Source organism: Kribbella sp. NPDC003557 (assembly GCF_040610805.1).
Lineage (GTDB): Bacteria > Actinomycetota > Actinomycetes > Propionibacteriales > Kribbellaceae > Kribbella.
In genome coordinates, this window is sequence record NZ_JBEXMY010000003.1 from 891,944 (window position 1) to 917,314 (window position 25,371).

The 25,371-nt window shown below is 71.3% G+C and carries 24 protein-coding genes; 9 read left to right on the plus strand and 15 right to left on the minus strand.

Features of this window, described 5'->3' with window-relative positions; translation table 11 throughout:
* Positions 1-84: 84 nt before the first annotated feature.
* From ABZW60_RS16235 to ABZW60_RS16245, 3 genes are read right to left on the minus strand one after another with little or no spacing between them, the layout of a single operon-like run.
* On the minus strand, positions 85-993 hold the full coding sequence (locus ABZW60_RS16235) for a ribonuclease Z (RefSeq protein ID WP_355477441.1): 909 nt from the start codon (positions 991-993) through the stop codon (positions 85-87).
* Positions 986-1,957 carry a pyridoxal-phosphate dependent enzyme gene (locus ABZW60_RS16240; protein ID WP_355477442.1) on the minus strand — a complete coding sequence of 324 codons (972 nt, stop codon included), beginning with the start codon at positions 1,955-1,957 and terminating at the stop codon, positions 986-988. The genes ABZW60_RS16235 and ABZW60_RS16240 overlap by 8 nt, the downstream gene beginning before the upstream one ends.
* On the minus strand, positions 1,954-4,962 hold the full coding sequence (locus tag ABZW60_RS16245; RefSeq protein ID WP_355477444.1) for a glycine--tRNA ligase: 3,009 nt from the start codon (positions 4,960-4,962) through the stop codon (positions 1,954-1,956). Before ABZW60_RS16245 ends, ABZW60_RS16240 begins: the two co-directional genes overlap by 4 nt.
* 108 nt (positions 4,963-5,070) lie before the next feature.
* Between ABZW60_RS16245 and ABZW60_RS16250 the strand changes: the two genes are divergently transcribed.
* Positions 5,071-6,327, plus strand: coding sequence for an RNA polymerase sigma factor (locus ABZW60_RS16250; protein WP_355477446.1), 1,257 nt, complete (start codon positions 5,071-5,073; stop codon positions 6,325-6,327).
* Between the two features lie 26 nt (positions 6,328-6,353).
* Here ABZW60_RS16250 and ABZW60_RS16255 read toward each other — a convergent pair whose 3' ends face one another.
* Together ABZW60_RS16255 and ABZW60_RS16260 are read right to left on the minus strand one after the other, a co-directional pair.
* Positions 6,354-6,692: a DUF3618 domain-containing protein gene (locus ABZW60_RS16255; protein ID WP_355477448.1), complete on the minus strand. Its 339-nt coding sequence runs from the start codon at positions 6,690-6,692 to the stop codon at positions 6,354-6,356.
* The gene (locus ABZW60_RS16260) at positions 6,689-7,147 is read right to left on the minus strand and encodes a phage holin family protein (protein ID WP_355477450.1); all 459 of its coding nucleotides are present in this window, start codon (positions 7,145-7,147) and stop codon (positions 6,689-6,691) included. Before ABZW60_RS16260 ends, ABZW60_RS16255 begins: the two co-directional genes overlap by 4 nt.
* Positions 7,148-7,303: 156 nt before the next feature.
* On the opposite strand from ABZW60_RS16260, the gene ABZW60_RS16265 reads away from it, so the two are divergent.
* Positions 7,304-8,086: an alpha/beta hydrolase gene (locus ABZW60_RS16265; protein WP_355477452.1), complete on the plus strand. Its 783-nt coding sequence runs from the start codon at positions 7,304-7,306 to the stop codon at positions 8,084-8,086.
* A 56-nt stretch (positions 8,087-8,142) separates the two neighbouring features.
* Here the strand turns inward: ABZW60_RS16265 and ABZW60_RS16270 are convergent, their stop codons facing one another.
* The 5 genes from ABZW60_RS16270 to ABZW60_RS16290 form a co-directional block, all read right to left on the minus strand.
* Positions 8,143-8,769: a superoxide dismutase gene (locus tag ABZW60_RS16270; protein ID WP_355477454.1), complete on the minus strand. Its 627-nt coding sequence runs from the start codon at positions 8,767-8,769 to the stop codon at positions 8,143-8,145.
* Positions 8,770-8,985: 216 nt separating this feature from the next.
* On the minus strand, positions 8,986-9,795 hold the full coding sequence (locus ABZW60_RS16275; RefSeq protein WP_355477456.1) for an alpha/beta hydrolase: 810 nt from the start codon (positions 9,793-9,795) through the stop codon (positions 8,986-8,988).
* A 36-nt stretch (positions 9,796-9,831) separates the two neighbouring features.
* On the minus strand, positions 9,832-10,209 hold the full coding sequence (locus ABZW60_RS16280; RefSeq protein WP_355477458.1) for a YciI family protein: 378 nt from the start codon (positions 10,207-10,209) through the stop codon (positions 9,832-9,834).
* A gap of 85 nt (positions 10,210-10,294) precedes the next feature.
* A complete protein-coding gene (locus tag ABZW60_RS16285) occupies positions 10,295-11,809 on the minus strand; it encodes an LCP family protein (protein WP_355477606.1) in 1,515 nt (504 codons plus the stop codon).
* Positions 11,810-11,903: 94 nt separating this feature from the next.
* The gene (locus tag ABZW60_RS16290; RefSeq protein ID WP_355477460.1) at positions 11,904-12,578 is read right to left on the minus strand and encodes an SDR family NAD(P)-dependent oxidoreductase; all 675 of its coding nucleotides are present in this window, start codon (positions 12,576-12,578) and stop codon (positions 11,904-11,906) included.
* A gap of 55 nt (positions 12,579-12,633) precedes the next feature.
* Here ABZW60_RS16290 and ABZW60_RS16295 point away from each other — a divergent pair, with 55 nt between their 5' ends.
* Complete coding sequence (locus ABZW60_RS16295) at positions 12,634-13,581, plus strand: NAD-dependent epimerase/dehydratase family protein (RefSeq protein ID WP_355477461.1); 948 nt, start codon at positions 12,634-12,636, stop codon at positions 13,579-13,581.
* Between the two features lie 106 nt (positions 13,582-13,687).
* On the opposite strand, the gene ABZW60_RS16300 is transcribed toward ABZW60_RS16295, so the two are convergent.
* Together ABZW60_RS16300 and ABZW60_RS16305 are read right to left on the minus strand one after the other, a co-directional pair.
* The gene (locus ABZW60_RS16300) at positions 13,688-14,584 is read right to left on the minus strand and encodes a hypothetical protein (RefSeq protein WP_355477462.1); all 897 of its coding nucleotides are present in this window, start codon (positions 14,582-14,584) and stop codon (positions 13,688-13,690) included.
* 6 nt (positions 14,585-14,590) lie between these two features.
* Complete coding sequence (locus ABZW60_RS16305; RefSeq protein WP_355477464.1) at positions 14,591-15,490, minus strand: GntR family transcriptional regulator; 900 nt, start codon at positions 15,488-15,490, stop codon at positions 14,591-14,593.
* 105 nt (positions 15,491-15,595) lie between these two features.
* On the opposite strand from ABZW60_RS16305, the gene ABZW60_RS16310 reads away from it, so the two are divergent.
* The 5 genes from ABZW60_RS16310 (at position 15,596) to ABZW60_RS16330 (ending at position 20,810) form a co-directional block, all read left to right on the plus strand.
* Positions 15,596-16,411 carry an ABC transporter ATP-binding protein gene (locus tag ABZW60_RS16310; RefSeq protein WP_355477466.1) on the plus strand — a complete coding sequence of 272 codons (816 nt, stop codon included), beginning with the start codon at positions 15,596-15,598 and terminating at the stop codon, positions 16,409-16,411.
* A gap of 11 nt (positions 16,412-16,422) precedes the next feature.
* Positions 16,423-17,397 (plus strand): iron-siderophore ABC transporter substrate-binding protein, encoded by a 975-nt coding sequence (locus ABZW60_RS16315; protein ID WP_355477468.1) that lies wholly within the window; start codon positions 16,423-16,425, stop codon positions 17,395-17,397.
* A 5-nt stretch (positions 17,398-17,402) separates the two neighbouring features.
* Positions 17,403-19,484, plus strand: a complete 2,082-nt coding sequence (locus tag ABZW60_RS16320) for an iron ABC transporter permease (RefSeq protein ID WP_355477608.1) — start codon at positions 17,403-17,405, stop codon at positions 19,482-19,484.
* A gap of 22 nt (positions 19,485-19,506) precedes the next feature.
* The gene (locus ABZW60_RS16325) at positions 19,507-20,097 is read left to right on the plus strand and encodes an HhH-GPD-type base excision DNA repair protein (protein WP_355477470.1); all 591 of its coding nucleotides are present in this window, start codon (positions 19,507-19,509) and stop codon (positions 20,095-20,097) included.
* A gap of 122 nt (positions 20,098-20,219) precedes the next feature.
* Positions 20,220-20,810 carry a TIGR03086 family metal-binding protein gene (locus ABZW60_RS16330; protein ID WP_355477472.1) on the plus strand — a complete coding sequence of 197 codons (591 nt, stop codon included), beginning with the start codon at positions 20,220-20,222 and terminating at the stop codon, positions 20,808-20,810.
* On the opposite strand, the gene ABZW60_RS16335 is transcribed toward ABZW60_RS16330, so the two are convergent.
* The 3 genes from ABZW60_RS16335 to ABZW60_RS16345 all read right to left on the minus strand — a co-directional run bounded on the left by ABZW60_RS16335 (position 20,760) and on the right by ABZW60_RS16345 (position 24,763).
* Positions 20,760-21,992 (minus strand): FAD-dependent monooxygenase, encoded by a 1,233-nt coding sequence (locus ABZW60_RS16335; RefSeq protein ID WP_355477474.1) that lies wholly within the window; start codon positions 21,990-21,992, stop codon positions 20,760-20,762. The two genes, ABZW60_RS16330 and ABZW60_RS16335, sit on opposite strands and share 51 nt — an antisense overlap.
* A gap of 219 nt (positions 21,993-22,211) precedes the next feature.
* The gene (locus tag ABZW60_RS16340; protein WP_355477475.1) at positions 22,212-24,224 is read right to left on the minus strand and encodes an NADPH-dependent 2,4-dienoyl-CoA reductase; all 2,013 of its coding nucleotides are present in this window, start codon (positions 24,222-24,224) and stop codon (positions 22,212-22,214) included.
* Positions 24,221-24,763, minus strand: a complete 543-nt coding sequence (locus ABZW60_RS16345; protein WP_355477477.1) for a PadR family transcriptional regulator — start codon at positions 24,761-24,763, stop codon at positions 24,221-24,223. The genes ABZW60_RS16340 and ABZW60_RS16345 overlap by 4 nt, the downstream gene beginning before the upstream one ends.
* 131 nt (positions 24,764-24,894) lie before the next feature.
* Here ABZW60_RS16345 and ABZW60_RS16350 point away from each other — a divergent pair, with 131 nt between their 5' ends.
* A complete protein-coding gene (locus tag ABZW60_RS16350) occupies positions 24,895-25,371 on the plus strand; it encodes a TrkA C-terminal domain-containing protein (protein ID WP_355477479.1) in 477 nt (158 codons plus the stop codon).

The window sequence follows — 25,371 nt, forward strand, 5'->3', positions numbered from 1 at the left end:
ATCGGCGATTTATATTCGCCGGTAATGCTAATTCCGCCGTCACCCCGCAACGGCCTTGTTTCCCTACCGGTCACGCACTGTTCGTCAACGACGGGGTGGAACTGAGAGCCGGCTGAGATCCGAAGCCACGACAATGTCCCCGGAGAACTCGGCGGCGGCTTCCTCGTAGAACTGCTCGGGTTCCAGGTACCGCTGGGAGAAGTGCGTCAGCACCAGTTTCCGGACCCCACACTCGGCCGCGACCCGAGCGGCCTGCCGGGCGGTCAGGTGACCGAAGCGCCGCGCGAGGTCTGCCTCCGACGAGAGGTACGTCGACTCGATCACCAGCAGGTCGGCGCCGTCGGCCAGCCTGAGCACGTTCTCGCACAGCCGCGTGTCCATGACGAACGCGAACCGTTGGCCGGGCCGCGGCTCACTGACGTCCTCGACCCGGACCGTGCGGCCGTTCACCTGCAACGACCCGGCCTGCTGCAGACGACCGATCGCCGGGCCGGTGACGCCGTACGCCGCGAGCTTGTCCGGCAGCATCCGGCGCCCGTCCGGCTCGATCAACTGGTACCCGAAGGACTCGATCGGGTGCTCCAGCCGCCGCGCCCACAGCTGCCCGAAGGACCCGACGGACAACAGACCGTCCTCCTCCACCGGCTCCTCGAGCAACTCGGCCCGCTCGTAGAACGACGCGGCGTACCGCAGCCGGGTGAAGTACGTCTGCCCCGACGCGGGATAGTGCGCCCGCACCGGATGCGGCACGTCGTCCAGCGACAGCCGCTGCACCACGCCCGGCACCCCGAGGCAGTGGTCGCCGTGGAAGTGCGTCACGCACAGCCGGGTGATCGCGCCGGCCGCGATCCCGGCGAAGATCATCTGCCGCTGCGTGCCCTCGCCGGGGTCGAACAGGAAGCCTTCGTCGTCCCAGCGCAGGAAGTACCCGTTCTGCGTCCGTTCCCGGGACGGCACCTGACTGCCGGTCCCGAGCACGACGAACTCACGCAAGCGCCGCCACCAAGGTCGACGACGACATGTTGCCGCCGCAGGACACGATCGCGACCCGCTTCCCGGCCAGTTCGGTACGCCGTTCGCGCGCGGCCGCGAAGGCGAGTGCGGCCGATCCCTCGATCAGCTGGTGCTCGGCGTCGATGACGGTGCGGAGCGCGTCGCGGATCGCGTCCTCCTCGACGAGCACCCAGTCGTCGACCAGCTCGCGGCACAGGCCGAACGTGATGCTGCCCGGCTCGACGCTGCCCGCCGTACCGTCCGACAGCGTCTGGCCGGCGTCGACCTGCACGATCTCGCCGGCCCGCACCGAGGCGGCCATCGCGTCGTCGGCGGCCGGCTGCGCGCCGTACACCCGGATGTCCGGCAGGTGCTTCTTCAGCACCGCGGCGACCCCGCTGATCAGCCCGCCGCCACCGACCGCGACCACGACCGCATCCAGCGGCGCGCCGTCCAGTTGCGCGACGATCTCCACGCCGACGGTCCCCTGCCCGGCGACGACGTCCGGGTCGTTGTACGGCGGAACATAGGTGAGGCCGTGCTCCGCGGCGTACGCGCGGGCCTTGATCTCGAGGGCGCCGGTGTCGTTGCCCTCGGCCCGTAGTTCGAGGCCGAGCCGGCGGAGTGCGGCGACCTTGCCGGGCGCGGCGTTCTCCGGCAGGTAGACGATGCCGTGACCGCCGAGCGTGGCGAGCGCGTTGCCGACGCCGAGGCCGTGGTTGCCGGTGGACGCGGTGATCACGCCCGCGGCCCGCTCGGCGTCGGTCAGCGTCAGCACCTTGGCCAGCGCACCACGCGCCTTGAACGAGCCGGTGCGCTGCTGGTGCTCACACTTCACCAGCACCTCGGCGCCGAGCTCCTCACTGAACGCGTCATACCGCACGAACGGCGTCAACGGCAGATGCTCGCGCAGGCGGAGCGCCACACGCTCCGCCTGCTCGGCGACATCCGCGGGAGTTGTCACTCCACCGAACTCAGGCTGGTGCCCAGTGCTTGCCAGTCCAGGACCGGCGCGGCCAGCTTGCTGATGGTGGCCAGCAGGCCCAGGCGCGCCGCGCGCAGTTCCGGCTCCTTGGCCATCACCAGGATCTCGTCGAAGAACGCGTTCACCGGCTCGACCAGCACCGAAGCCGCGCTGACGAACTCGCCGAGCCCGGTCGGCGCCTGCCCGATCTTCTGGACCGCCTCGTGCAGCACGACCTCGGCGGGCTCGGTCAGCTTGCCGGCGTCGTACTCCGCCTCGGTCCCGTCCGGCACGATCCGGCGGACCCGCTGGAGCACGGCGACCAGGTCGGCGAAGTCGCTGTTGCCGACCAGGCCCTGCAGCGTCTCCAGCGTCTCGTCGGCCACCACCGGAGCAGTCGCCAACGGCAACACCGCCGCCACCTGCAGGTGGTCGTCACCACGGTCCAGCAACTGCTGCTCGTACCGCCGGACGGTGAAGTCGGCCACCTCGTCGAGAGACTCCGCCGGTACGTCGATGCCTTGCGCGCCGATCTCGTCCGCGGCGGCCTTCAGACCCACCGGCACCGTGATCGCCCGCAGCTCGGGGTGCTCGCGCAGGATCGCCACCACCCCGGCCGCGGCACGGCGCAGCGCGAACGGGTCGGAGCTCCCGGTCGGCTTCGCGCCGATCCCGAACAGCCCGGCCAGCAGGTCGAACCGGTCCGCGAGCGCGAGCAGCGCGCCCGGCGTCGTCGACGGCACCGGGTCGCCGGCCGACCGCGGCAGCTCCATGTCGTACAGCGCCTGCGCGACCGCCTCGGTCTCACCGGCGCGCTTGGCGTACTCGCGGGCCATCGTGCCGGCCAGGCTGGTCAGCTCGACCACCATCTGCGAGCCCAGGTCGAACTTCGCCAGCTCGGCCGCCCGCCGCAGCGTCGCGAGGTCGTCGCCGCCGAGACCGACCTTCGCCGCCAGCTCCAGCGCGATCCGCCCGATCCGGCCGGCGCGGTCGGCCATCGAGCCGAGCCGCTCCTCGAACGCGAGCTTGTCCAGCTCGGCCTTCATCGACTCGAGCGGGGTGTCGAGGTCGGCCCGCCAGAAGAACGCGGCGTCCTCGTAGCGGGCCCGCAGGACCGCCTCGTTGCCGGCCCGGACCAGGTCCTCGTCCACCGAACCGTTGGCCACGGCAACGAAGTGCGGCAGCAGCTTGCCGTCCGCGCCGCGGACCGGGAGGTAGCGCTGGTGCTTGCGCATCACGGTGGTGAGGATCTCGCCCGGGAGGTCCAGGTAGTCGGCCGCGAAACCGCCCAGGATCGGGGTCGGCTCCTCGATCAGGTTGACGATCTGGTCGACCAGCGCGGCCTCGCCCTCGACGTCGACGGTGCCGCCGACGCTCTTGGCCAGCTCGGTCGCCGCGGCCACGACGGTCGAGCGGCGGCGCGTCGGGTCGGCCTCGATGCCGTGGATCCGGAGCAGGTCCAGGTACCCCTCGGCCGACGCGATCTCGACCTTCGGCTGCGCGGCGGTCCGGTGCACACGGGTGACCCGGCCGGCCGCCAGGCTGGACACCGAGACCGGGACGATCTCGTCGCCGAGCAGCGCGACCAGCCAGCGGATCGGGCGGGTGAAGGACAGCTTGGCGTCGTTCCACCGCATGTTCTTGTCCGAGCGCAGCCCGGCGACGATCTCGCTCAGAACACCGCTCAGCACCTCGGCCGCACCGCGGCCCGGGTCCGGCTTGGTCACCGCGACGTATTCGACGCCGTCGACGTCCAGGTCGTGCAGCTCGGACGGTTCCACCTTCTGGCCGCGGGCGAACCCGGCGGCGGCCTTGGTCAGATTGCCGTCGGCGTCGTACGCGGCCGCTTTCTTCGGACCGCGCACCACCCGCTCGGCGTCCGGCTCACCGGCCTGGACGGAGGCGACGAAGGCGACCACGCGGCGCGGCGTCGCGTACGTCGTGATCGCCCCGTGGCCGAGCCGCGTCGCGGCCAGCTTCTCCTCCAGCGCGGCCTGCACCGCGGCGGCGGTCTTGGTGACCTCCGACGGCGGCATCTCCTCGGTGCCGATCTCGAACGTCAGCTGCCGGGTCCCGCTGATCGTCGGGAACTCGGTCGGCTCCGGCGCGGCCGGCGGGAGCTCGGCGAGCCCCAGCGGGTGCTCCAGCTCCTCGCGGCGCTCCGCCCACAGCCGCGACACCTCCCGGGCCAGCGTCCGCATCCGGCCGAACGCCTTCGCGCGCTCCGTCGTACTGACCGCGCCGCGGGCGTCGAGGACGTTGAACGTGTGCGAGCAGCGCAGGACCTGGATGTGCGCCGGCACCGGGAGCCGGTCGTCGATCATCCGGCGCGCCTCGTTCGCGTACTCCTCGAACAAACGCTTCTGTGACTCCACGTCCGCGTCGTCGAGGTAGTAGCGGCTCATCTCGTACTCGGCCTGGCCGAACGCCTCGCCGTACGAGATGCCCGGCGCGTAGGCGATGTCCTTGAAGTGCGAGACGCCCTGCAGCGCCATCATGATCCGCTCGATGCCGTAGGTGATCTCCACCGACACCGGGTCGAGCGTCAAGCCGCCGGCCTGCTGGAAGTACGTGAACTGGGTGATCTCCAGGCCGTCCAGCCAGACCTCCCAGCCGAGACCCCAGGAGCCGGTCGCCGGATTCGCCCAGTTGTCCTCGACGAACCGCACGTCGTGCGCGTCGATGTCGATGCCGAGCGCGGTCAGGCTGTCCAGGAACAGCTCCTGCGGGTTGCCCGGGTCCGGCTTGAGCACCACCTGGAACTGGGTGTGCGTCTGCAGCCGGTTCGGGTTCTCGCCGTAGCGGCTGTCGTCCGGCCGCACACTCGGCTCTACGTAGGCGACCCGCCACGGCTCGGGACCGAGCACCCGCAGGATCGTGGCCGGGTTCAGCGTCCCGGCACCGACCTCGGTGTTGAACGGCTGCACGACCATGCAGCCCCGGTCGGTCCAGTACTTCGTCAGCGCGAGCAGCGCGTCCTGCATGGTGAGCACAGCGAACCTCAAGCCATCTTCGGGGGGATCTCGCAGCGAAGTCTATTAGGACCTGACCGGTGCGATCCCCCGGACGCCCGAGCCGGCCCCGGCGACGCGTTCGGTGTCTACTATCGGCAGGTGACGGTAACGGAGGCGCAGGGGGCGGTCGACGCGGTCTGGCGGATCGAGTCGGCGCGGATCATCGCGGGTGTCGCGCGGATCGTGCGGGACGTCGGGCTCGCCGAGGAGCTGGCGCAGGACGCGCTGGTCGCCGCGCTGGAGCAGTGGCCGGAATCCGGCGTACCGAACAACCCGGGCGCCTGGCTGATGGCGATCGCCAAGCGGCGCGCCATCGACCTGATCCGGCGCAAGGAGACCTACCAGCGCAAGCTCGCCGAGATGGGTCACGAGCTGGAGATCGACGGCGACAGCGTCGAGGATGACGTGGAAGCCATCCTCGAGGACCACATCGAGGACGACCTGCTGCGGCTCGTGTTCACCGCCTGTCACCCGGTGCTGACGATGGACGCCCGGGTGACGCTGACGCTCAAACTGCTCGGCGGCCTGAAGACCGACGAGATCGCCCGGGCCTTCCTCGCTCCGGAGGCGACCATCGCGCAGCGGATCGTGCGCGCCAAACGGAACCTGGCCAAGGCCGGCGTCGAGTTCGAGGTGCCGTCCGGTCCCGAACTCCTGGAGCGGACCTCGTCGGTGCTCGAGGTCGTCTACCTGATCTACAACGAGGGCTACTCGGCGACGGCCGGCGACGACTGGATGCGACCGGCGCTGTGCAACGAGGCGATGCGGCTCGGCCGGCTGCTCGTCGAGCTGATGCCGTCCGAGCCCGAGGTCCTCGGCCTGCTGGCGCTGATGGAGCTGCAGTCGTCCCGCGCGAACGCGCGCGTCGGCGCGGACGGCGAGCCCGTCCTGCTGCTCGACCAGGACCGGCGCCGCTGGGACCGGCTGCTGATCCGCCGCGGCCTCGAAGGGATCGACCGCGCCTGGGCCCTGGAGAAGCCGCCCGGCCCGTACCTGCTGCAGGCCGCGATCGCCGCCTGCCACGCCCGCGCGGCCGACCCCGAGGACACCGACTGGGCGCGGATCGCCGGCCTGTACGCCGTCCTCGCCCAGGTCACGCCGTCACCGGTCGTGGAACTGAACCAGGCGGTCGCGATCTCGATGGCGTTCGGCCCGGAACGCGGCCTGCAAGCGGTCGACCTGCTCGCGGACGACCCGTCGCTGAAGGACTACCACCTGCTGCCGAGCGTCCGCGGGGACCTGCTGTTCAAGCTCGGCCGGCTCGACGAGGCACGGGCGGAGTTCGAGAAGGCGGCGGCGCTCACCCGCAACGAGCGCGAACGCAAGCTGCTCCTGGAGCGCGCCGCCGCCTGCTGACCCTCTGCCGGCCCTCGCGAGCAGGTCTACTTGTGCCGGCGGGCCATCCAGGCCATCGCACCGGCGCCAAGAACTACGGCGCCGCCGACGGCGGCGGTGACCTTCGGGTGGCGCTTGCCCGTCGCGGGCAGGCCCTTCACCGCGTCCGGTACCTGCTTCATCATCTGACCGGTCTGCCCGGCGGCGTCCGAGACGCGATGCCCGGCGCTCGCCGCGGTCTCCTTCATCCGGTTCGGCACGTTCAGCCGCCGGCTGATCTCCTGGACCGTGTCGGCCAGGTGCTGCCTGGTGTGGTCGAGGTCCTCGCGGAGCGTCTGGCTCTCCGTCATCGGCTCCCGGTGTGCAGCGTTCTTCGTGGTGCTCATGGGGTGCTCTTCCCTTCTCGCTGATGATGGCCCTTGAGCGCTTCAAGATCCTCGTGCACGCCGTCGACGGCACGTTTCGGGACGGGTGGACCGGCGCGGCCGACGTGCCGCTTGCCGAGCAGTGCGGCGACTGCCGCGATCGCGAACAGGACCGCTGCGACGATCAGCGCCGACAGCCAGGCGGGCAACGCGGTCGCGAGCCCGAGGATCGCCGCCGCGACCAGGGCGCCGAGGCCGTAGAGCGCGATCGCGCCGGCCCCGCCGAACAACCCGGCGCCGACACCCGCCTCCTTGCCCTTCTCCTTCAGCTCGGTCTTGGCCAGTTGCACCTCGTCGCGCACCAACTGGCTGAGGTCGCTGGTCGCCTGGCTCACCAGCGCACCGATGTTCGCGTGCTGACCGTTCAGCTCCCTGAGCCCGGTCTCACGCCGGACCAGTTCCGGACGTGTGGTCATGGCCGCCTCCCGTACTTCGGTTGCCGCACCGGTACCCAGACGACCCGGTCGTCACGCAGCGGATTCGCAGGAAAGTGATCTGCGTCACACCCTGTCGAGCTGTCCGCCACCACGCTCGACGCAGTGGTGAGATCGTCACCCACCAGGAGGAACATCATGAACACCGTGGTCTCGAAGGACGGCACCACCATCGCCTACGACCGGCGCGGCGACGGGCCGGCCCTGGTCCTCGTCGACGGCGCCCTGTGTTCCCGCGCCCAGGGCCCGATGCCCGAGCTCGCCGAGGCGCTGGCGGACCGGTTCACCGTCTACAACTACGACCGGCGCGGGCGCGGCGACTCGGGCGACGCTGCCGACTACGCCGTCGAGCGGGAGATCGAGGACCTGGCCGCCGTGATCGAGGCGGCCGGCGGGTCGGCGTCCGTCTACGGCTCGTCGTCCGGCGCGGCGCTGGCGCTCCGGGCGGCCGCGGCCGGGCTGCCGATCGAGAAGCTGATCGCGTTCGAGCCGCCGTACGTCGTGGACCACAGCCGCAAGCAGATCCCGCGGAGCTGGGTCACCGACCTGCAGGCGCTCGAGCCGGGCGACGCGATCAGGTACTTCTTCACCAAGGGCATCGGGCTGCCCGGGATCTTCGTCACGATGATGAAGCTGATGCCGGCCTGGAAGCCGATGAAGGCGATCGCGCACACCCTGCCGTACGACGCCCAGGTGCTGGGTGACAACTGCTTCGGCGACCCGATGGACGCGACGCAATGGGCGGCGATCGAGCAGCCGGTCCTGGTCGTGAACGGCGGCAAGAGCCCGGCGTGGATGAAGGCCTCGACCCGCGCACTGGCCGACGCCGTGCCGGGTGCCAAGCACACGGAGGTCCCGGGCCAGAACCACGTGATCAAGGCGGCGGCGATCGCCCCGGTGATCGCCGGGTTCGGTGGCTGACACGCGAAGGGCGTCCGGCTGCACGCCGGACGCCCTTCGTGGTACTTCGGGGTGGATCAGGCGCCGGTGATCAGCGCGCCGGCGCCGGAGCGGGCCGCGTCGAAGCGAGCCTGGGCGTCCGCCCAGTTCACGACGTTCCACCACGCCTTGACGTAGTCGGGCTTCACGTTCTTGTACTGCAGGTAGAACGCGTGCTCCCACATGTCCAGCATCACCAGCGGGATCTGGCCGGCCGGCAGGTTGCCCTGCTGGTCGTACAGCTGGTGGACCAGGAGCTTCCCGGCCAGCGCGTCCCAGCCGAGGATCGCCCAGCCGGAGCCCTGGATGGTCGTCGCCGCCGCGGTGAAGTGCCCCTGGAAGGCGTCGAACGAACCGAACGCGTCGTCGAGCGCCGCACCCAGCTCGCCGTCCGGCTTGTCGCCGCCGTCCGGCGACAGGTTCTTCCAGAAGATCGAGTGGTTGACGTGACCGCCCAGGTTGAAGGCGAGCGTCTTCTCCAGCCCGACGATCGCGCCGAAGTCACCCTTGTCGCGGGCCTCGGCCAGCTTGTCCAGGGTGTCGTTCAGACCCTTCACGTAGGTCGCGTGGTGCTTGTCGTGGTGCAGCTCCATGATCTCGCCGGCGATGCTCGGCGCGAGTGCGCCGTAGTCGTAGGGGAGGTCGGGAAGCGTGTACGTGGTCAACTCTGCTCCTTCGTCAGGGCCCCGCGAGGGCCGGTATCTCCGATGTCCTGTTCGAGCGGCACCAGCTTGAAACTTCAACCACGGTTGAGGTCAAGTCGCCACGCGGACGAACGCGGCGTCCCGACCGGTGCCCGATGCGACCGCCCGCACACCCCCGGCGTACGCACCGAACACCACCAGCTTCACATACTCGCCCCGACAACCCACGCGCGAGTCTCACCTCGGCCGGTCGACGGTCTCCAGCAGGTCGCGCAGCGCCTTCGCGAAGGCCTCCGGACGCTCCACGAAACCGGTGTGGTCACCGGGGAAACGGGTCGGTTCGACGCCCAGGCCGGCGGCCAGCGCGGTCGAGGTCCGGTCGCAGAGCTGACCGGTGGACTCCTCGCCGATGCCGACCACGACGTCGGCCGCGCGCAGCCGGTCGAGGTCCGGGAGCCAGCTGATCGACTCGCGCATCTCGTGGCCGAACCAGAACCGCTCGGTCGCCAGCTGCTCCGGGTCGCGGTCGGCGCCGAACATCATCTCCACGACCTCGTCGGGCAGCTGGATGTTCGCGACCGCGAAGAACTGCTTCCAGGCGCCGGTCAGGTCGCCGGCGAGATAGTCGGCCATCAGCTTCTCCGACTTCGCGAGCAGCTCGTCGGCGTCCGGCAGCAACCGGTCGAGCGGCGGCTCGTGGGCGATCACGGTCCGGACCAGCTCCGGGTGGTCCTGCGCCAGCGCCAGCGCGCTGACCGCTCCCCCGCTGGATCCGAGGACGACGGCCGGCCCGGCGTCGACGTGCCGGATCAGCCGGGCCAGGTCGTCGGCCCGCTGCTCGGGTCGCGACGTACCGCCGGGCTCGAGCGAGCTCCGCTTCACCCCGCGCGGGTCCGTCGTCAGCACGGTGTGGCCGGCCGCCAGCAGCTCGGCCAGCGGGGCGAACGCGTCCGCGTCCATGGGGGCGCCGACCAGGACCAGCAGCGGTCCTGATCCGCGCACCTCGTAGTACAGCTCTGCGTCGGAAACCTTCAGTGTGTTGTTCATGGCAGTGCCACGAACGGGATCGGCCCGGATGGACAGTCAGTTCGAGAAAACGTCCGAGTCCGGTCCGAAGTCGGCTTCTTCGACGACCCGGCGGACCTCGACCTCCTGGCCGAGGGCCTCGGCCAGGCGCGCGGCCCACTCGATCGCCTCGTCGCGGTTGCGGACCTCGACGACGATCATCCCGCCGACCAGTTCCTTGGTCTCCGCGAACGGCCCGTCGGTCACCGTGCGCCGGCCGCCGTCGACCTTCACCCGGGCGCCGAGCGAGCTGCGGTGCACGCCTTCGGCGAACAGCAGGACGCCGGCCTTCGACAGGTCCTCGACGACCCCGCCGACCGCTTCGGCCACCTCCGGCGCCGGGAACTTCCCGGCCTCGCTGTCGGCGTCCGCCTTGTTGATGATCATGTAACGCATCGCTGCCGCTCCTCGTGGTTTCGGTCCATCACTTACTCTCACGTCGAGCGGGCCGCCGCCGGATCGACACCCGGCGCCGGCGGATTCAGTTGGGCTGGTCGCCGGCCGGGTTGTAGGCGCAGGCGTCGGCCAGGTTCTGGGTCGGGCCCGGGGGTGCGGTCGGCGGGGTGGTCGTGGGCCTGCGAGTGGTCGGCGCGGCCGGGGTCGTCGGCGTGACGGGCGGCTGGGTGGTCGGCGGCGGGGTCGACTCGAGGGCGTTCTCGACGGTGTCGCGCAGCGCCTGGTAGTCGGGGTGCAGGTACTTCAGGCGCAGCTTCTCGGAGTCGAGCGTGACGTTCGAGACCGTCGCCGACTTCACCTTCAGGGCCAGCTGCACCATCGCGGGCAGCAGCTCCTGCGGGATGTCGGTGCGCAGCAGGTGCTGACCGGCGCGGGCGATCGCCTTGTACTTCGTGACGAGGGTCTGCGGGTCGGCCGCGTCGACGATGCTCTTGATCACGCACCGCTGCCGGACCTGCCGCTGGTCGTCGTCGGCGCCGTACCGCCCGCGGGCGAACCACAGCGCGTGCCGTCCGTCGAGGTGCTGGTTCGGGCCCGGCTCGATCCACTCCTTCGGCGGGATGTGCGAGCTGCTGACGCCGCCCATCGCGACCCGCTCGTTGACGTTCACCCGGATCCCGCCGAGCGCGTCGACGATCTCCGGGAAGCTCTGCAGGTTGACCTGCAGGTAGTAGTCGAGCTTCAGCCCGATCGCCTCTCCGACCGACTGCTTGAGCACGTCCGCGCCCTCGTTGTCCGACGGCCCGAGGATGCCGGGGTGCGCGTCCGGGACGTTCTGGTACATCGCGGTCAGCATCCACTCCAGCCGGCCGTCCAGACTCAGCCCCTCCTTGCCGAAGCCGTCCGGGTAGTACCTGCGCAGCGGCGAGTCCGCCGGGAACGGCATGAACGTCAGGTTCCGCGGCAGCGAGACCAGCGCCGTGTTGCCGGTCCTGGTGTCGATGCTCGCGACGATCACGGTGTCGGTGCGCACACCCTCGCGGCTCGGTGCGTCGTCCCCGCCGAGCAGCAGCAGGTTCAGCCGCTGCTTGTTCTCCCACGGGTCCTTGGTGTTGACCGTCGACGGCCGGGTCGCGCTCTTGCTCTCGCCCTGCGCCTGGAACACGTCCTGCACCAGCGCCCGCTGGGCCAGCACGCTCTGCACGCCGACCGCCGCCGGCGCCGCGATCGCGAAGCACAGCAGCCCGACGAACAGCGCGCCGAAGGCCCGGCCGCCGGCCCCTCCCGTTGCCGGACGCAACGACCGGTGGGAGGCCACGACCACCACGATCCAGACGAACGCGACCGCGCCGATCGCCACCGACGTGATCAGCAGCCGGCTCGGGACGACGGCGGCCGCGAGCACCTCGTCCCGGCGGGTCAGGCCGACGTACACGCCGAACGCGACCAGGCCGAGGAAGAGCGTCAGCACGAACGCACCGAGCCGCCGCCGCCCGCCGATGATCAGCCCGACCCCTGGAAGGATCGCGCCCAACAGGGTGGATCCCAGCAGATTCGGCATCGACCGTGGCCGCTTCGCCGTCGCCCGCGCACTCCCCATCGGCACCCCTGTCTCCCCGTCGATCCCCCACCTCAAGTGTGCCCCGGCGGATGCACGCTTACCTGTTCAGACGTGTTACAGGGTCGATCGGTTGTCAAACGGTCAGATGAGCACCGTTGAACCCCTCGGTCTCGACCAGGGTGCGGACCACGGCGGCGATCCGGTCCGGCGGGGTCCACCGGCTGGTGTCGGCACTCGGCATCGCGGCGCGGTTCGCGGGCGTGTCGATGGTGCCGGGCAGGATCGTGTTCACCCGGACGGCGTCACGTGCGTACTCCGCGTGCAACGCGTCGGCGAACGCGATCACCCCGGCCTTCGCGGTGATGTACCCGGCCGCGCCGGAGAACGGGTGCTGCGCGGCCCGGCTCGACGTACACACGATCGCTCCGCCGCCGGCCGCGATCAGGTGCGGCAGGACACCCTGCGTGATCAGGTACGTCGGCCGCAGGTTGAGCCGCAGGATGCTCTCGAAGTCCTCGACCGGCGTCTCGTGCACCCGCGCGCCGGACGCGAACCCGCCGACGAGGTTGACCAGCGCGGTCAGCGGGGCGTTCTCGTCGGACGCGGCGAGCGCCACCACGTCCGCGGTGCCGGCCGGGTCGAACGGGTCGGCGACGATCGGGTTCAGCGCCGGATCGGTGCCGAGGCGGGCGAGCGACTCCTCGGTCCGTCCGGGGACCACGACCCGCCAGCCGGCGCGCAGGAACTCCGTGGTCACCGCGACGCCGAGCGCACCGGTGCCACCGGCAACCACCACTGTGTTGGTCATGGCGGCCAGCCTAATCAGTCGCGGCAGGGCCGGGTCGGGGCTAGGTTGGGCGGTTGTGCGGATTCTGATGCTGGGCGGGAACGGGTTCGTCGGGCGCGCGATCGTGGACGACGCGCTGGCGCAGGGCCACGAGGTGACGTCGTTCAGTCGCGGGAGGAGCGGGGCGTCGCTACCCGCCGGCGTCACACAACTGGTCGGGGACCGCGAGACCGGCGACTACGCGGCGCTGCGGACCGGCGAGTGGGACGCGGTGGTGGACACCAGCGGGTTCCGGACGCGGGACGTCGACCAGGCGATGGACGTGCTCGGGGACCGGGTCGGGCGGTACGTGTTCATCTCGAGCCACGCGGTCTACGTCCGCGACCTGCCGGCCGGCACGGACGAGACTGCGCCGCGCCGTGCGCCGCTGCGCGACGCCGAGGTCCTCACGAACGACACGTACGGCCCCTGCAAGGTCGCCTGTGAGGACGACGTCGTCGAGCGGTACGGCGAGCGCGCCACGCTGGTCCGGCCCGGCCGGGTCACCGGCCCCGGCGACTCGTCCGGCACGGCGCTGTACTGGATCCGCCGCGGCGCGCGCGGCGGCCGGATCGCCCTGCCGACCAGTCCCGAGGCCCCGCTTCAACTGGTCGACAGCCGCGATGTGGCCGGCCTGGTCACCCGCCTCGTCACCGACGACCGCGCCGGCGCCTTCAACGCCGTCGGCCCCGACTCGACGATCGCCGAGCTGATCCGCACCGCGGCCGACCTCGCCGGCAGCACCGCCGACCTCGTGCAGATCCCCTTCGACGCCGTTCCGCCGCGTTTCCCCCTGATGGACCCGGAGTCCGAGTGGGGCGAGCGCCGCCGCAACCCCGCCAAGGCCCGCGCGGCCGGCATGCCCGTCACGCCCCTCCGCAAGACCGTCGAAGACGTCCTCCACTGGGACCGCGACCGCGGCACCCCGCCCCTGAACCTAGGCCTCACCCCCGACGAGGAACAACAGCTCCTCGCCCGGAACTGACTTCTGCAGCTCGACAGTACGTATACGCCCACCAACCGGCATTCGAACGCCCGGCCGCGCCGCGGATCCGGCTCGATCGCCGGACACCTCCTGTCGACCTGCCGACCTACTCCGGTAGCGCGAGGGTTCGGCCCGCGTCCCGGGCGGCGTTGATGGAGCGGGTGAGGGTGTCCTTGAGGGCGGCGGCCTCGTCGGTGAAGCCCTGGACGACGGATGTGTCGCCGACCGGTTCGGTGCGGGCGAGGAGCTCGATGTAGCGGTCGCCGTCCGCCAGTGCCGCCTCGGCGCGCAGGGCGGCGTCGGCGGCGCGGACCCGGTCGGCGTACCGGTCGAGCAGGTCCACCTTGCGGGCGATCGCCTCCACCGAGAGCGTGAGCGCCCGGCGCTGCGGCCCGAGGACGGCGTCGAGCTCCGCGGTCGCCATACCGCGCGCGACGTCCGCCTGCCTGGCTCGCAGTACGGTCTGCTCGCGGAGCACCTGCGCGATGTCCCACAACTGCTCCGGCAGGACCAGCTCGTTCTTCACGTCGTCGAGCAGGCCGCGCCGGGTAACTGTTGCCTCAAGCACGGTTTTCACGGCGCGCTGGGCCCGGGCCAGCAACCGCGCGGCCTGGTCGTCGAAGTCGTCCGGCAGCAGGTATCTCCCGTGCTGCAGCCGGACCGCCTTGTGCCCGCGGTCCTCGACCGCCGTCCGCACCAGGATCCCGCCGGTCGCCAGCACCGCAACCCCGGCCAGCCCGACAGAACCCCACGCCGCGACAGAGGTCGGCAACGTCGCGGCCATCAGGATCAGCGCCAGGATCCATCCCCCGACACACACCGCGAGCCACACCAGCAAGGTTCCGAACGTGTTGCCGGGCGCCACCGACCACGAGGTCTGCCGCTTCGGCCGCGGCGCGTCGGCCGCCACGAACAGCTCCGGCCGGTGCTCGTACAAGCGCCGCACGCCGGCAGGCACACCCGGCGCGAACACAGGCTCCATCGCCACCTCCGGAGAAGACATCAGCACTCAGCGTAGCCGTGCGGCGAGCCCATCGAGGAAGATGGCGAGGCCGAACTCGAACAACTGGTCCAGGTCGTAGTCGTAGTCGAAGCCGTCGGCCAGGAGTTCCTGGAACGCCGTCAGGTTTCCGGCCGCGATCATCGCCGCCAACTGGTCGCTCTGCCGGTCGGCCCACTCGTCCGCGGTCACCCCGGTGTCCTGCTCGGCGTGCGCCTCGGACTCCATCACCAGCGCGATCCCGCGGACGTACGCGAACAGGCTGATCGTCGCCGACAACGTGGCGCTCTTCCCGAACCGGCGCAACGCCCGCACCACCGCGTCCGTGTGCGGCAGCAACCGCGGTACCAGCTGTGGCCGGCTCAGGCTGATCGCACTCGCGAGCCACAGATGCCGCCGGTACGCCGCCCAGTGCACGCGCGCCACCGCCGTCACCGCGTCCCGCCAGTCCCCCGGGACCTCCCGCAACGGAAACTCCCCGATCGCCGCGTCGACCATCTGGACGACGAGCGCGTCCTTGCCCCCGACGTACCGGTAGAGCGCCATCGTCGACACCCCGAGCTCGGTGGCGATCCGCCGCATCGACAACGCCGCCAGCCCTTCGGCGTCCGCGATCGCGGTCCCCACCCGCACGATCTCGTCGCGGTCCAGCTCGGGGACGTCGTCCGGGCCGGCCGTGGTACGCCGGGAGCGCGGCGGCGGACCCACGACGGTCCCGACCCCCGGCGAGGCGTGCACGAGCCGGTCGGACTGCAGCACCTGCAACGCCTTGGTCGCGGTCGCCATCGCCACGCCGAAGTCGCGGACCAGCGCCCGCGTGGACGGGACCCTGTCACCCGGCCGCAGCTCGCCGGCCTCGATCCGCCGCCGCAGCTCGGCGGCGATCACCTGGTACGGCGCTTCGCTCATCACCCCTCCTGACCTCCTGACATAGTGCACGTACATCGTACGCGTACTACCCCGGCGCGAGACCGATGCTGACAGGTCAGGTTAGGTAAGGCTATCCTCTGCGCCATGCAGGAATTGGTGGGGCTGACCGGCGACGCGCTGCGGCTCGGGTACCACGGCCGTCCGGTCGTCGACGACGCCTCGCTGCACATCGAGGCCGCGAGCGTGACCGCGCTCGTGGGACCGAACGGCAGCGGGAAGTCGACGCTGCTGCGCGCCCTCGCCCGCCTGCACCACCCGGACGCCGGGAGCATCACCTTCCCCGGCGGCGGTAACGCGCTCGCCCTGTCGGCGAAGGAGTTCGCCCGCAAGGTGACGTTGCTGTCGCAGTCCCGGCCGACGCCGAACGGCGTCAGCGTCCGCGACGTCGTCGGGTACGGGCGGCATCCGTACCGCAGCCGCTGGCGCGACGACGACGCGGACGGCCCGCGCGCGATCGAGCACGCGATGACCGTCACCGGCGTCACCGCGATGGCCGGGCGCGGCGTGGACGAGCTGTCCGGCGGCGAACTGCAGCGGGTCTGGCTCGCCACCTGCCTGGCGCAGAACACCGGCGTCCTCCTGCTCGACGAACCGACCACGTTCCTCGACCTGCGCTACCAGGTCGAGGTGCTCGACCTGATCCGCGAGCTCGCCGACGAGCACGGGGTCGCGGTCGGCGTCGTGCTGCACGACCTGAACCAGGCCGCCGCGGTGGCGGACCGGATCGCGCTCCTCGATCAGGGGCGAGTGCGCGCGACCGGAACGCCGGCGGAGGTCCTGCGGGCCGACGCGCTCACCGCGACGTACGGCATCGCCATCGAGGTCGGCACCGACCCGGCCACCGGCCTGGTCAGCACCCGCCCCATCGGCAAACACCTGACCCGCGTCACAACTATCTGAGGTCATCCGAGATGAGACGAACCGCCATCGCCCTGATCGCTGCTGCCCTGTTCGGCCTGACGGCCTGCGGGACCAGCGAGCCCACCGCCTCCGACGACACCAGTAACGCTGCCGCGCAGCCGGTGTCGCTGACGGACGCCCGGAACAAGAAGGTCGACCTGAAGGCACCCGCCGCCAAGGTGGTCGCGCTGGAGTGGGGCGCGGCCGAGAACCTGGTCTCGCTCGGCGTGATGCCGGTCGGGGTCGCGGACACCAAGGGCTACACGAACTGGGTCACCGCGGCCGAGCTGGACCCGGCCGTGAAGGACGTCGGGACCCGCGGTGAGGCGAGCGTCGACGCGATCGTCGCGCTGAACCCCGATCTGGTGATCACCACCACCGACGAGGCCGCGAACACGATCGCGCAGCTCGAGAAGGCGGCGCCGGTGCTGGTGATCCGCGGCGCGGACGCGGCCAACGCGATCCCGCAGATGAAGACCAACCTGGACCTGATCGGCCAGGCGGTCGGCAGGGCCGAGCAGGCCGAGCAGCTGACCGCCGGCTTCGACAAGGCGCTTGCCGACGGCAAGCAGAAGATCGCGGACGCCGGGAAGGCCGGCACCGCGTTCACGATGGCCGACGGCTGGAAGCAGGGCTCGACGATCTCGATCCGGATGTACACGACCGGGTCGCTGCTCGGCGCGGTCGCGACCGAGCTCGGTCTGAAGAACGGCTGGACCGGCGCCGGCGACAAGGACTACGGCCTCGCGCAGACCGATCTGGAGGGCCTGACCAAGCTGGCCGACGGCAACTTCCTCTACATCGCCAACAAGAACGACGGCGGCGACGTGTTCGGCGGCGACCTGGCCGGCAACGCGATCTGGAAGAACCTCCCGTTCGTGAAGTCGGGTCAGGTGCACCGCCTCCCCGACGGCATCTGGATGTTCGGCGGCCCCAAGTCCACCGAGCAGTTCATCGACGCCGCGGTCCAGGCAGTCACCTCTTGACCCAGGTGACGGCGCCGGCTCCGGAGGTCGAAAGCCTCCGGCAGCCGGTGCGCAGGCTTCGCGTCGCGGGCCTGTTCGGGCTCACCTGCGCGGCGATCGTGGTGCTGGCCGCCGTACATCTCACGCAGGGGACGTCCTCGGTGGGGGCCGGGGACCTGGTGCGGCTGGTGTTCGGGCAGGGGACCGACAATGCGGCGAACGTGCTGATCGCCTCTCGGTTGCCGCGGTTGCTCGCAGGAGTACTGGTAGGCGTCGCGCTGGGCGTGGCCGGAGCCGGGCTGCAGTCGCTGGCCCGGAACCCGCTGGCCTCGCCGGACACGTTGGGGGTCAACGCCGGCGCCTACCTGGCGGTTGTCGTGGTCGCGGCGTTCGGCATCTCATTGCCGGTACTGCCCGCCGGCGGGGTCGCCTTCGTCGGCGGGCTCGCGGCCGCCGGTCTGGTCCTGGCATTGTCCGCCGGAGGCTCGACCGGCCCGACGCGACTGATCCTCGCGGGCTCGGCGGTGGCGATGGCGTTGGGCGGTGTGACGACGCTGATGCTGCTGCTCTTCCGCGAGGAGACCGTCGGGACGTTCGCCTGGGGTGCGGGCACCCTCGTCCAGACCGACCTGCACGCGGTGACCCAGATGGCGCCGATCGTCGCCCTCGGCCTGGCCGGCGCCTTCCTGCTGGCCGCGAACCTCGACATCCTCGCGCTCGGCGACGACACCGCGTCCGTGCTCGGCGTGAACGTCCGCCGGACGCGCGTGCTCACCACCCTCGTCACCGTGCTGCTCTCCGCGGCGGCCGTCACGGTCGCGGGACCGGTCGGCTTCGTCGGTCTCGTCGCACCGGTCCTGATCAGGCTGCTGGCGCCGCTGGTCCCCGGTCTGCTCCGGCACCGCGTCCTCCTCCCGCTCGCCGGTCTCGCCGGCGTGGTCGTCGTCCTGGCCTCGGACGTCGTCCTGCGGGCGGCCTTCGGTGGCCAGGCCGGTGTGGAGATCCCGACCGGCATCATGACGATGGTGGTCGGCGGGATCGTGCTGATCTGGCTGGCCCGCCGGCACCGCGATTCCGGCCCGAGCCGCTCCCCGGCCGGTACCGGAGGCGCGCTCCGCAGCCGCCGGACCTTCCTGCTGGTGACTGCCGGGCTGGCCGTTGTGCTGATCGCCGCCGCGCTCACCGCGATGCTGACCGGCGACGCGTTCCTGCGCACCGGCGATCTCGTCAACTGGGTCAACGGGAAGTCCGGCCGGGCGATCACGTACGTCCTCGACCAGCGCTTCCCGCGCGTGGTGTCCGCCGTACTGTGCGGTGCCGCGCTCGCGATCGCCGGTACGACGGTGCAGGCCGTGTGCCGCAACCCGCTGGCCGAACCGGGCATCCTCGGGATCACCGGCGGCGCGGGCGTCGGCGCGATCGCGACGCTCATCCTGTTGCCGTCCGCAAGCATCTGGGTGTTGTCCGGGATGGCCGCGGCCGCCGCGGTGATCACGTTCGGCCTGGTGTACCTGATCTCCTGGCGCGGCGGGCTCAGCTCCGGCCGGCTGGTGCTGATCGGTGTCGGGGTGTCGTCGGTGGCCACCGCGATCATCACGCTGCTGATCGTCGCCACCGATCCGTGGAACCTGAGCCTGGCGATGACCTGGCTGTCCGGCAGCACCTACGGCCGCACGCTTCCGCAGGTCGCGCCGGTCGCGCTGGCCCTGCTGGTACTGACGCCGTTCGTCGTGCACGTCCGGCGTGAGCTCGATCTGCTCGCGCTGGACGACGACGTACCGCGGATCCTGGGGGTCCGGCTCGAGCGGACCCGTCTGCTGGCGCTGCTGGCGTCCGCGTTCCTGACCGCAGCGGCCGTGTCCGCGATCGGCGTGGTCGGCTTCGTCGGGCTGGTGGCGCCGCACGCCGCGCGGGCGCTGGTCGGCGGGCGGCACGGGCGGATCCTTCCGGTCGCCGCACTGCTCGGCGCGATCCTGGTCAGCCTCGCGGACAGCCTCGGGCGGACCGTTCTCGCCCCGGCACAGATCCCGGCCGGCCTGCTGACCGCGCTGATCGGCGCGCCGTACTTCGTCTATCTGCTGTGGCGAACGCGGGTGCCCGGCCGCTGATCGTCGTGTCAAGATGGGCCGCATGCTGCGCGAACTGCACCTCACCGGCAACCCGGATGCCGACAAGTTGCTCAACGACGACCCGTTCGCCTTGCTGGTCGGCATGCTCCTCGACCAGCAGTACCCGATGGAGCACGCGTTCTCCGGCCCGTTGAAGATCGCGAACCGGATGGACGGTTTCGACCTGCACAAGATCGCCGCGACCGACCTGGAGACGTTCGTCGAGCTCTGCGTCACCCCGCCGGCGATCCACCGGTACGGCGGCTCGATGGCCCGCCGGGTGCACGCGCTCGCCGAGGAGATCATCGCGAAGTACGACGGCGAGACCGCCAACATCTGGCTCGCCGGCCGCCCGAAGCCGGACGGGGCGGAGGTGCTGAAGCGGCTCAGGGCACTGCCGGGGTTCGGTGAGCAGAAGGCGAAGATCTTCCTCGCCCTGCTCGGCAAGCAGCGCGGCGTGGCGCCGAAGGGCTGGCGCGAAGCCGCCGGCAGCTACGGCGACCGCGGCTCCCGCCGCTCGATCGCCGACGTCACCGACGCCGCCTCCCTCGCCGAGGTCCGCAACTTCAAGAAGGCCGCCAAGGCCGCCGCGAAGCAGACCGCCGGCGCCTGATCGCCGCGACACCCGGGCCCGACCTGTTGCACACAGCGCGGGTTGTCCCTTGTACTCCACGAGATTCCCTGCGAAGTCAGCCGTCCGCCTTTATGCTCACTAAGGCGACGGGAGGAGCGCGGATGGATATCCGGGATCTGGATCGCAGGGCCGGTGCGGTGCTCGGGGAAGTCGTGATGCAGGTCCGGCCCGAGCACCTGTGGTTCCCCACCCCGTGCCCGGACTGGACCGTCCGCGGCCTGATGCGCCACCTGGTCAGCCAGAACGTGGGCCTGGCCGCCGCCGCGCTGAACGGCACCGCCTCGGTCCACCTCTGGAACAGCGGCCGGCTCGGCGACAACCCGGCCGGCGCCTATCGCCGCTCCAACGTGCGGGTCGCGGACGCCTTCGCCGACGGCGGCGCCCTGGACCGGCTGGTGGAGGTCCGCGAGTTCGGCTCGTTCCCGCGCCGGATCGCGCTGACCTTCCACCAGCTCGACTGTGTCGTGCACGCCTGGGACCTGGCCCGCGCGATCGACGTCCCGTACAACCCGCCGCCCGACATGGTCGAGCAGGCGCTGCTGCTGGCCCGCCGGATCCCCGACACCGACGCGAACCGCGGCTCCGGTTACGCGTTCGAGCGCAGCGTCAAGGTCTCCGGCACGGCCCCGGACCTCGACCAGCTACTCGGTCTCCTCGGCCGCAACCCGGAGTGGGTCTCCCCGCTGGACTGAATAGTCGGGCAGGTCGATCGCGTCGGGCTTCGCGATCGCCATCTTCGCCAGCGCCCCGGACAGCAGCCGCGACGTCATCACCCGCAGCGTGAAGTCGCGGTACGCGATCCCGAACCGGCTCATCGGCATCGCCATCTTGATCCCGCCCGGCGGCAGCTCCATCCGCTGCTCGACGTACGCCCGCATCCGGCGCTGGTACGCCGGGAACGCGCGGCCGTGATCGCCGTCCGCCGCGGCCAGCTCGCCCGCGAGGACGTACGCGCCGACGAGCGACAGCGCCGTACCGTGACCGGCCATCGGGGAGCCGCAGTACCCGGCGTCGCCGACGAGCACGACCCGCCCGCGGGACCACTCCGGCACGACGACACGGCTGGTCGAGTCGAGGTAGAAGTCGTCGGCCGCGGCCAGCTGCTTCAGGATGTGCGGCGCGTGCCAGCCGAGCCCCTCGAACCGCGACCGCAGCAACCGCTTCTGCGCCTCGACGTCGCGCCGGTCGTAGGTGAGCACCGGCGACCGGAAACTCAGCAGCGCCTTCGCGAACCGCGGATCGCGATCCGGGCGCAGTCCGACCCAGCGCCCGCCCGGTGCGGTGTAGAGCTTCATCCAGTGCTGCAGGTCCTCCGGCGCCTCGACCGTGAAGTACGACGTGTAGCCGCCGAGGTGGTGCACGAACTCCTCCTCCGGCCCGAACGCGAGCCGCCGGACCCGCGAATGCACCCCGTCCGCCCCGATCACCAGGTCGAACCGCCGCCGCGTCCCGCTCGCGAACGTCACGTCGACGCCGTCCGGGTCCTGCGTCAGCTCGGTGACCGAGTCGCCGTAGAGGTACTCCACCTCGTGCGTGGCATCGGCCAGGATCCCGGCCAGGTCGCCCCGCAGGATCTCGATCTCGGCGACCGGCCCGGCGCCGTCGAGCAGTTCCGCCGGCATCGCGGCGGACTGCCGCCCATCGGCTCGCACGTACGCGAGCCCGCGCTCGTGCAACTGCCGCTCGGCCACCGCCGGCATCAGCCCCATCCGCTCGGCCACCACGCGCGACACCCCGCGCAGGTCCACGGTCTGCCCACCCGGCCGCGGCCCCGGCGCGATCTCGACCACCGTCGGCGCGAACCCGAACCGCCGCAACCAGAACGCCACCGCCGGCCCCGCGATCCCGCCACCGGAAATCAGCACAGTCTTCATCTCGCAACCCCTTCACTAGTGCGCGTACGCCGTACACGGTGCACTAGTTGAAGAGGTTGGCGCCAGCGCGCACTAGTGCACCGGCCGTGGTGCTCTACCTCCGCCCGGCGGAGGGCGGACCGCCACCACCCACCAAGTGCGGCCGACCGGCCGTGCACGCCCGACGCTGAGCGTGCGACCGCTGCGGCGGGCTTGATTGGTGAGTGACCCAGGTCCGCCTCAGAGCGTCGCGGCCAGCCGGGTCGCCTGCTCGATCGCCCGCTTGGCGTCGAGTTCGGCGGCGACGTCGGCGCCGCCGATCAGGTGGACCGGGCGGCCGGTCTCCCGCAGTGCGTCGGCGAGGTCGCGGACCGGTTCCTGGCCGGCGCAGACGACGATGGTGTCGACGGCCAGCACGCGGGCCTTCTCGCGCTTCGGGCCGAAGGTGACGTGCAGGCCCTCGTCGTCGATCCGCTCGTAGTTGACGCCTCGCAACTGCTCGACCTGCTTGTTCTTCAGCGCGGCCCGATGGACCCAGCCGGTCGTCTTCCCCAGCCCGGCACCGATCTTCCCGGGCTTGCGCTGCAACAGGTACACCTTGCGCGGCGACGGCTCCGGCCGCGGTACGGCGAGCGCTCCCGGTAGCTCCCTCGGATCGCCGACGCCCCATTCCGCCTTCCAGGCTTCGAGATCCGGTGACGTGCTGGTCAGGAACTCGCTGACGTCGACCCCGATGCCACCGGCTCCGATCACCGCGACCGACTCCCCGACGGGCTTGCCGTCGCGGACCACCTCGACGTACGAGAGCACCGTGGGATGGTCGATCCCGGGGATCGCCGGCACCCGCGGTACGACGCCGGTCGCGAGCACGATCTCGTCGAACCCGGCCAGGTCGTCGACGCCCGCCCGGCGGCCGAGGTGCACCTTGACGCCGGTCAGGTCGAGCTGTCGCCGGTAGTACCGGATCGTCTCGGCGAACTCCTCCTTGCCCGGGATCCGGCGCGCGATCCCGAACTGCCCGCCGAGCTCGGTGTCCGCCTCGAACAGCTCGACCCGGTGCCCGCGCTCGGCCGCCGTCACCGCCGCCGCCAGCCCGGCCGGCCCGGCCCCGACGACCGCGATGCTCTTGGTACGCCGGGTCGGCAGCAGCCGCAGCTCCGTCTCCCGCGCCGCCCGCGGGTTGACCATGCAGCTCGCCTTCTTCTTCGCGAACACGTGGTCCAGGCAGGCCTGGTTGCAGGCGATGCAGACATTGATCTCGTCGGCCCGGTCGGTCGTTGCCTTCAGCACCCACTCGGGATCGGCCAGGAACGGCCGCGCCATGCTGACCAGATCGGCGTCGCCGCGGGCCAGCACCTCCTCGGCGACCTGCGGCAGGTTGATCCGGTTCGACGTCACCACGGGGATCGTCACGTGCGGCTTGAACGCCGCGGTCACGCTCGTGAACGCGGCCCGCGGCACCGAGGTGACGATGGTCGGGACGCGCGCCTCGTGCCAGCCGATCCCGGTGTTGATGATCGACGCCCCGGCCGCCTCGATCTCCCGGCCGAGCGCGACCACCTCGTCCCAGGTCTGCCCGCCCTCGACCAGGTCGGCCATCGACAGCCGGTAGATGATCAGGAAGTCCTCGCCGACCCGTTCGCGGGTCCGCCGGACGATCTCGACCGCGAGCCGGCGGCGGTTCTCCGGGCTGCCGCCCCAGCGGTCGGTCCGCCGGTTCGTCCGCCCGGACAGGAACTGGTTGATGAAGTACCCCTCGGAGCCCATGATCTCGACGCCGTCGTACCCGGCCTCGCGGGCGAGCGCCGCGCAGTCGACGTACGCCTGGATCTGTTTCCGTACGCCGCGGTCGGACAGGGCGCGGGGCTTGAACGGGTTGATCGGGGCCTTCAGCGCGGAGGCGGAGACGCTGAACGGGTGGTACGCGTACCGCCCGGCGTGCAGGATCTGCAGCGCGATCCGGCCGCCCGCGTCGTGCACGGCCGAGGTCAGCAGTCGATGCTTACGGGCCTGCCGCCGGTTCGTCAGCCGCGACCCGAAGGGCGTCAGCCAGCCCTGCCAGTTGGGCGCGTAACCGCCGGTCACCATCAGCCCGACGCCGCCGCGGGCCCGCTCGGCGAAGTACGCGGCGAGCTTGGGCAGGTCGCTCAGCCGGTCCTCGAGGCCGGTGTGCATCGACCCCATGATCACCCGGTTCGGCAGCACCACGTGGCCGAGGTCGAGCGGCTCCAGCAGGTGCGGGTACGAACTCATCGGCTGTCCTTCCGGAGGGCGTCGATCACCTCGTCGCACCAGGCGACGAAGGACTCCTCGGCGCGGATCCCGCCGCGCAGTACGAGGTACTGATGCAGGGCGCGGCCGTGCAGCGCGGCCGGCCTCGGGAAATCGCGTTTCTGGATCCCGCGGTACACCTCGCGCCGGGTGGCGCGCTCGGCCCGGTGCCGCTCGATCTCTTTCAGCACCACGTCGACCGAGCCCAGCGAGGCGCCGCGCAGTTTCACGCCGAGCCCGTCCCGCAGGACGGCGGGATCCTCCGGCTCGGCCAGCCAGCGCGACAACTCCGCACGCCCGGCCGCCGCGACCCGGTAGACCTTCTTGTCCGGGCGGCCGTCCTGCGCGATCTCGGTGTGCTTCACCCAGCCGGCCTCGTCCATCCGGCGCAGCACCCGGTAGATCTGCTGGTGCGTGGCCGGCCAGAAGTACCCGATCGACCGGTCGAACCGCCGGGCCAACTCGTACCCGGACCCGGCCCGCTCGGTCAGCGACACCAGGATCGCGTGCTCCAGCGCCATGTCCGGAGCGTACCTATGCAACTCGTTGCAGTGCACCCGATTGCATCCCAGGTCACATCACTTGTCCGGACAAGGTTGATGAGGTCTGAGAGAATGGTTGCAGACGCCATCTATCCCGGAGCGGAGTATCCATGAACCACCCGACGAAGACGACGTTGCCCGGTATCGGCTTGCGGTACGACCTGGTCACCGACGCCGGCAAGCACGTCTCGGTGGTGGTGCACAACGACGGCCGGCGATTCCTCGGCTTCCACAATCCCGAGGACGACGACGAGTGCCAGGCCAGCGTCCCGTTGGGGCAGGACGAGGCGGCCGCGCTCGCGAGTCTGCTGATCCCCGAACCGCTCGACCCGGTCCGCGGCGAGATCGAGATCGACCTGGTCACCGAGCACATCCCGGTGACCGCCAAGTCGCCGTACTCCGGGCGGACACTCGGTGACACCCAGGCCCGCAGCCGCACGGGCGCGTCGATCGTCGCGGTGCTGCGCCGGACCGGGGCGACGCCGTCGCCGACGCCGGACTTCCGGTTCGCGACCGGCGACACGCTCGTCGTGGTCGGCACCCGCGAGGGCGTCGACGCCGTGGCCGACCTGATCGCCGGGGGCTGA

Coding starts and splice junctions, on each gene's coding strand:
- ABZW60_RS16305 (WP_355477464.1), bottom strand. CDS start 15,490: ATGAGCGAAGCGCCGTACCAGGTGATCGCCGCCGAGCTGCGGCGGCGG.
- ABZW60_RS16255 (WP_355477448.1), bottom strand. CDS start 6,692: ATGAGCACCACGAAGAACGCTGCACACCGGGAGCCGATGACGGAGAGC.
- ABZW60_RS16350 (WP_355477479.1), top strand. CDS start 24,895: ATGAACCACCCGACGAAGACGACGTTGCCCGGTATCGGCTTGCGGTAC.
- ABZW60_RS16280 (WP_355477458.1), bottom strand. CDS start 10,209: ATGCGTTACATGATCATCAACAAGGCGGACGCCGACAGCGAGGCCGGG.
- ABZW60_RS16325 (WP_355477470.1), top strand. CDS start 19,507: ATGCTGCGCGAACTGCACCTCACCGGCAACCCGGATGCCGACAAGTTG.
- ABZW60_RS16285 (WP_355477606.1), bottom strand. CDS start 11,809: ATGGGGAGTGCGCGGGCGACGGCGAAGCGGCCACGGTCGATGCCGAAT.
- ABZW60_RS16275 (WP_355477456.1), bottom strand. CDS start 9,795: ATGAACAACACACTGAAGGTTTCCGACGCAGAGCTGTACTACGAGGTG.
- ABZW60_RS16315 (WP_355477468.1), top strand. CDS start 16,423: ATGAGACGAACCGCCATCGCCCTGATCGCTGCTGCCCTGTTCGGCCTG.
- ABZW60_RS16290 (WP_355477460.1), bottom strand. CDS start 12,578: ATGACCAACACAGTGGTGGTTGCCGGTGGCACCGGTGCGCTCGGCGTC.
- ABZW60_RS16330 (WP_355477472.1), top strand. CDS start 20,220: ATGGATATCCGGGATCTGGATCGCAGGGCCGGTGCGGTGCTCGGGGAA.
- ABZW60_RS16335 (WP_355477474.1), bottom strand. CDS start 21,992: ATGAAGACTGTGCTGATTTCCGGTGGCGGGATCGCGGGGCCGGCGGTG.
- ABZW60_RS16300 (WP_355477462.1), bottom strand. CDS start 14,584: ATGTCTTCTCCGGAGGTGGCGATGGAGCCTGTGTTCGCGCCGGGTGTG.
- ABZW60_RS16265 (WP_355477452.1), top strand. CDS start 7,304: ATGAACACCGTGGTCTCGAAGGACGGCACCACCATCGCCTACGACCGG.
- ABZW60_RS16310 (WP_355477466.1), top strand. CDS start 15,596: ATGCAGGAATTGGTGGGGCTGACCGGCGACGCGCTGCGGCTCGGGTAC.
- ABZW60_RS16345 (WP_355477477.1), bottom strand. CDS start 24,763: ATGGCGCTGGAGCACGCGATCCTGGTGTCGCTGACCGAGCGGGCCGGG.
- ABZW60_RS16260 (WP_355477450.1), bottom strand. CDS start 7,147: ATGACCACACGTCCGGAACTGGTCCGGCGTGAGACCGGGCTCAGGGAG.
- ABZW60_RS16340 (WP_355477475.1), bottom strand. CDS start 24,224: ATGAGTTCGTACCCGCACCTGCTGGAGCCGCTCGACCTCGGCCACGTG.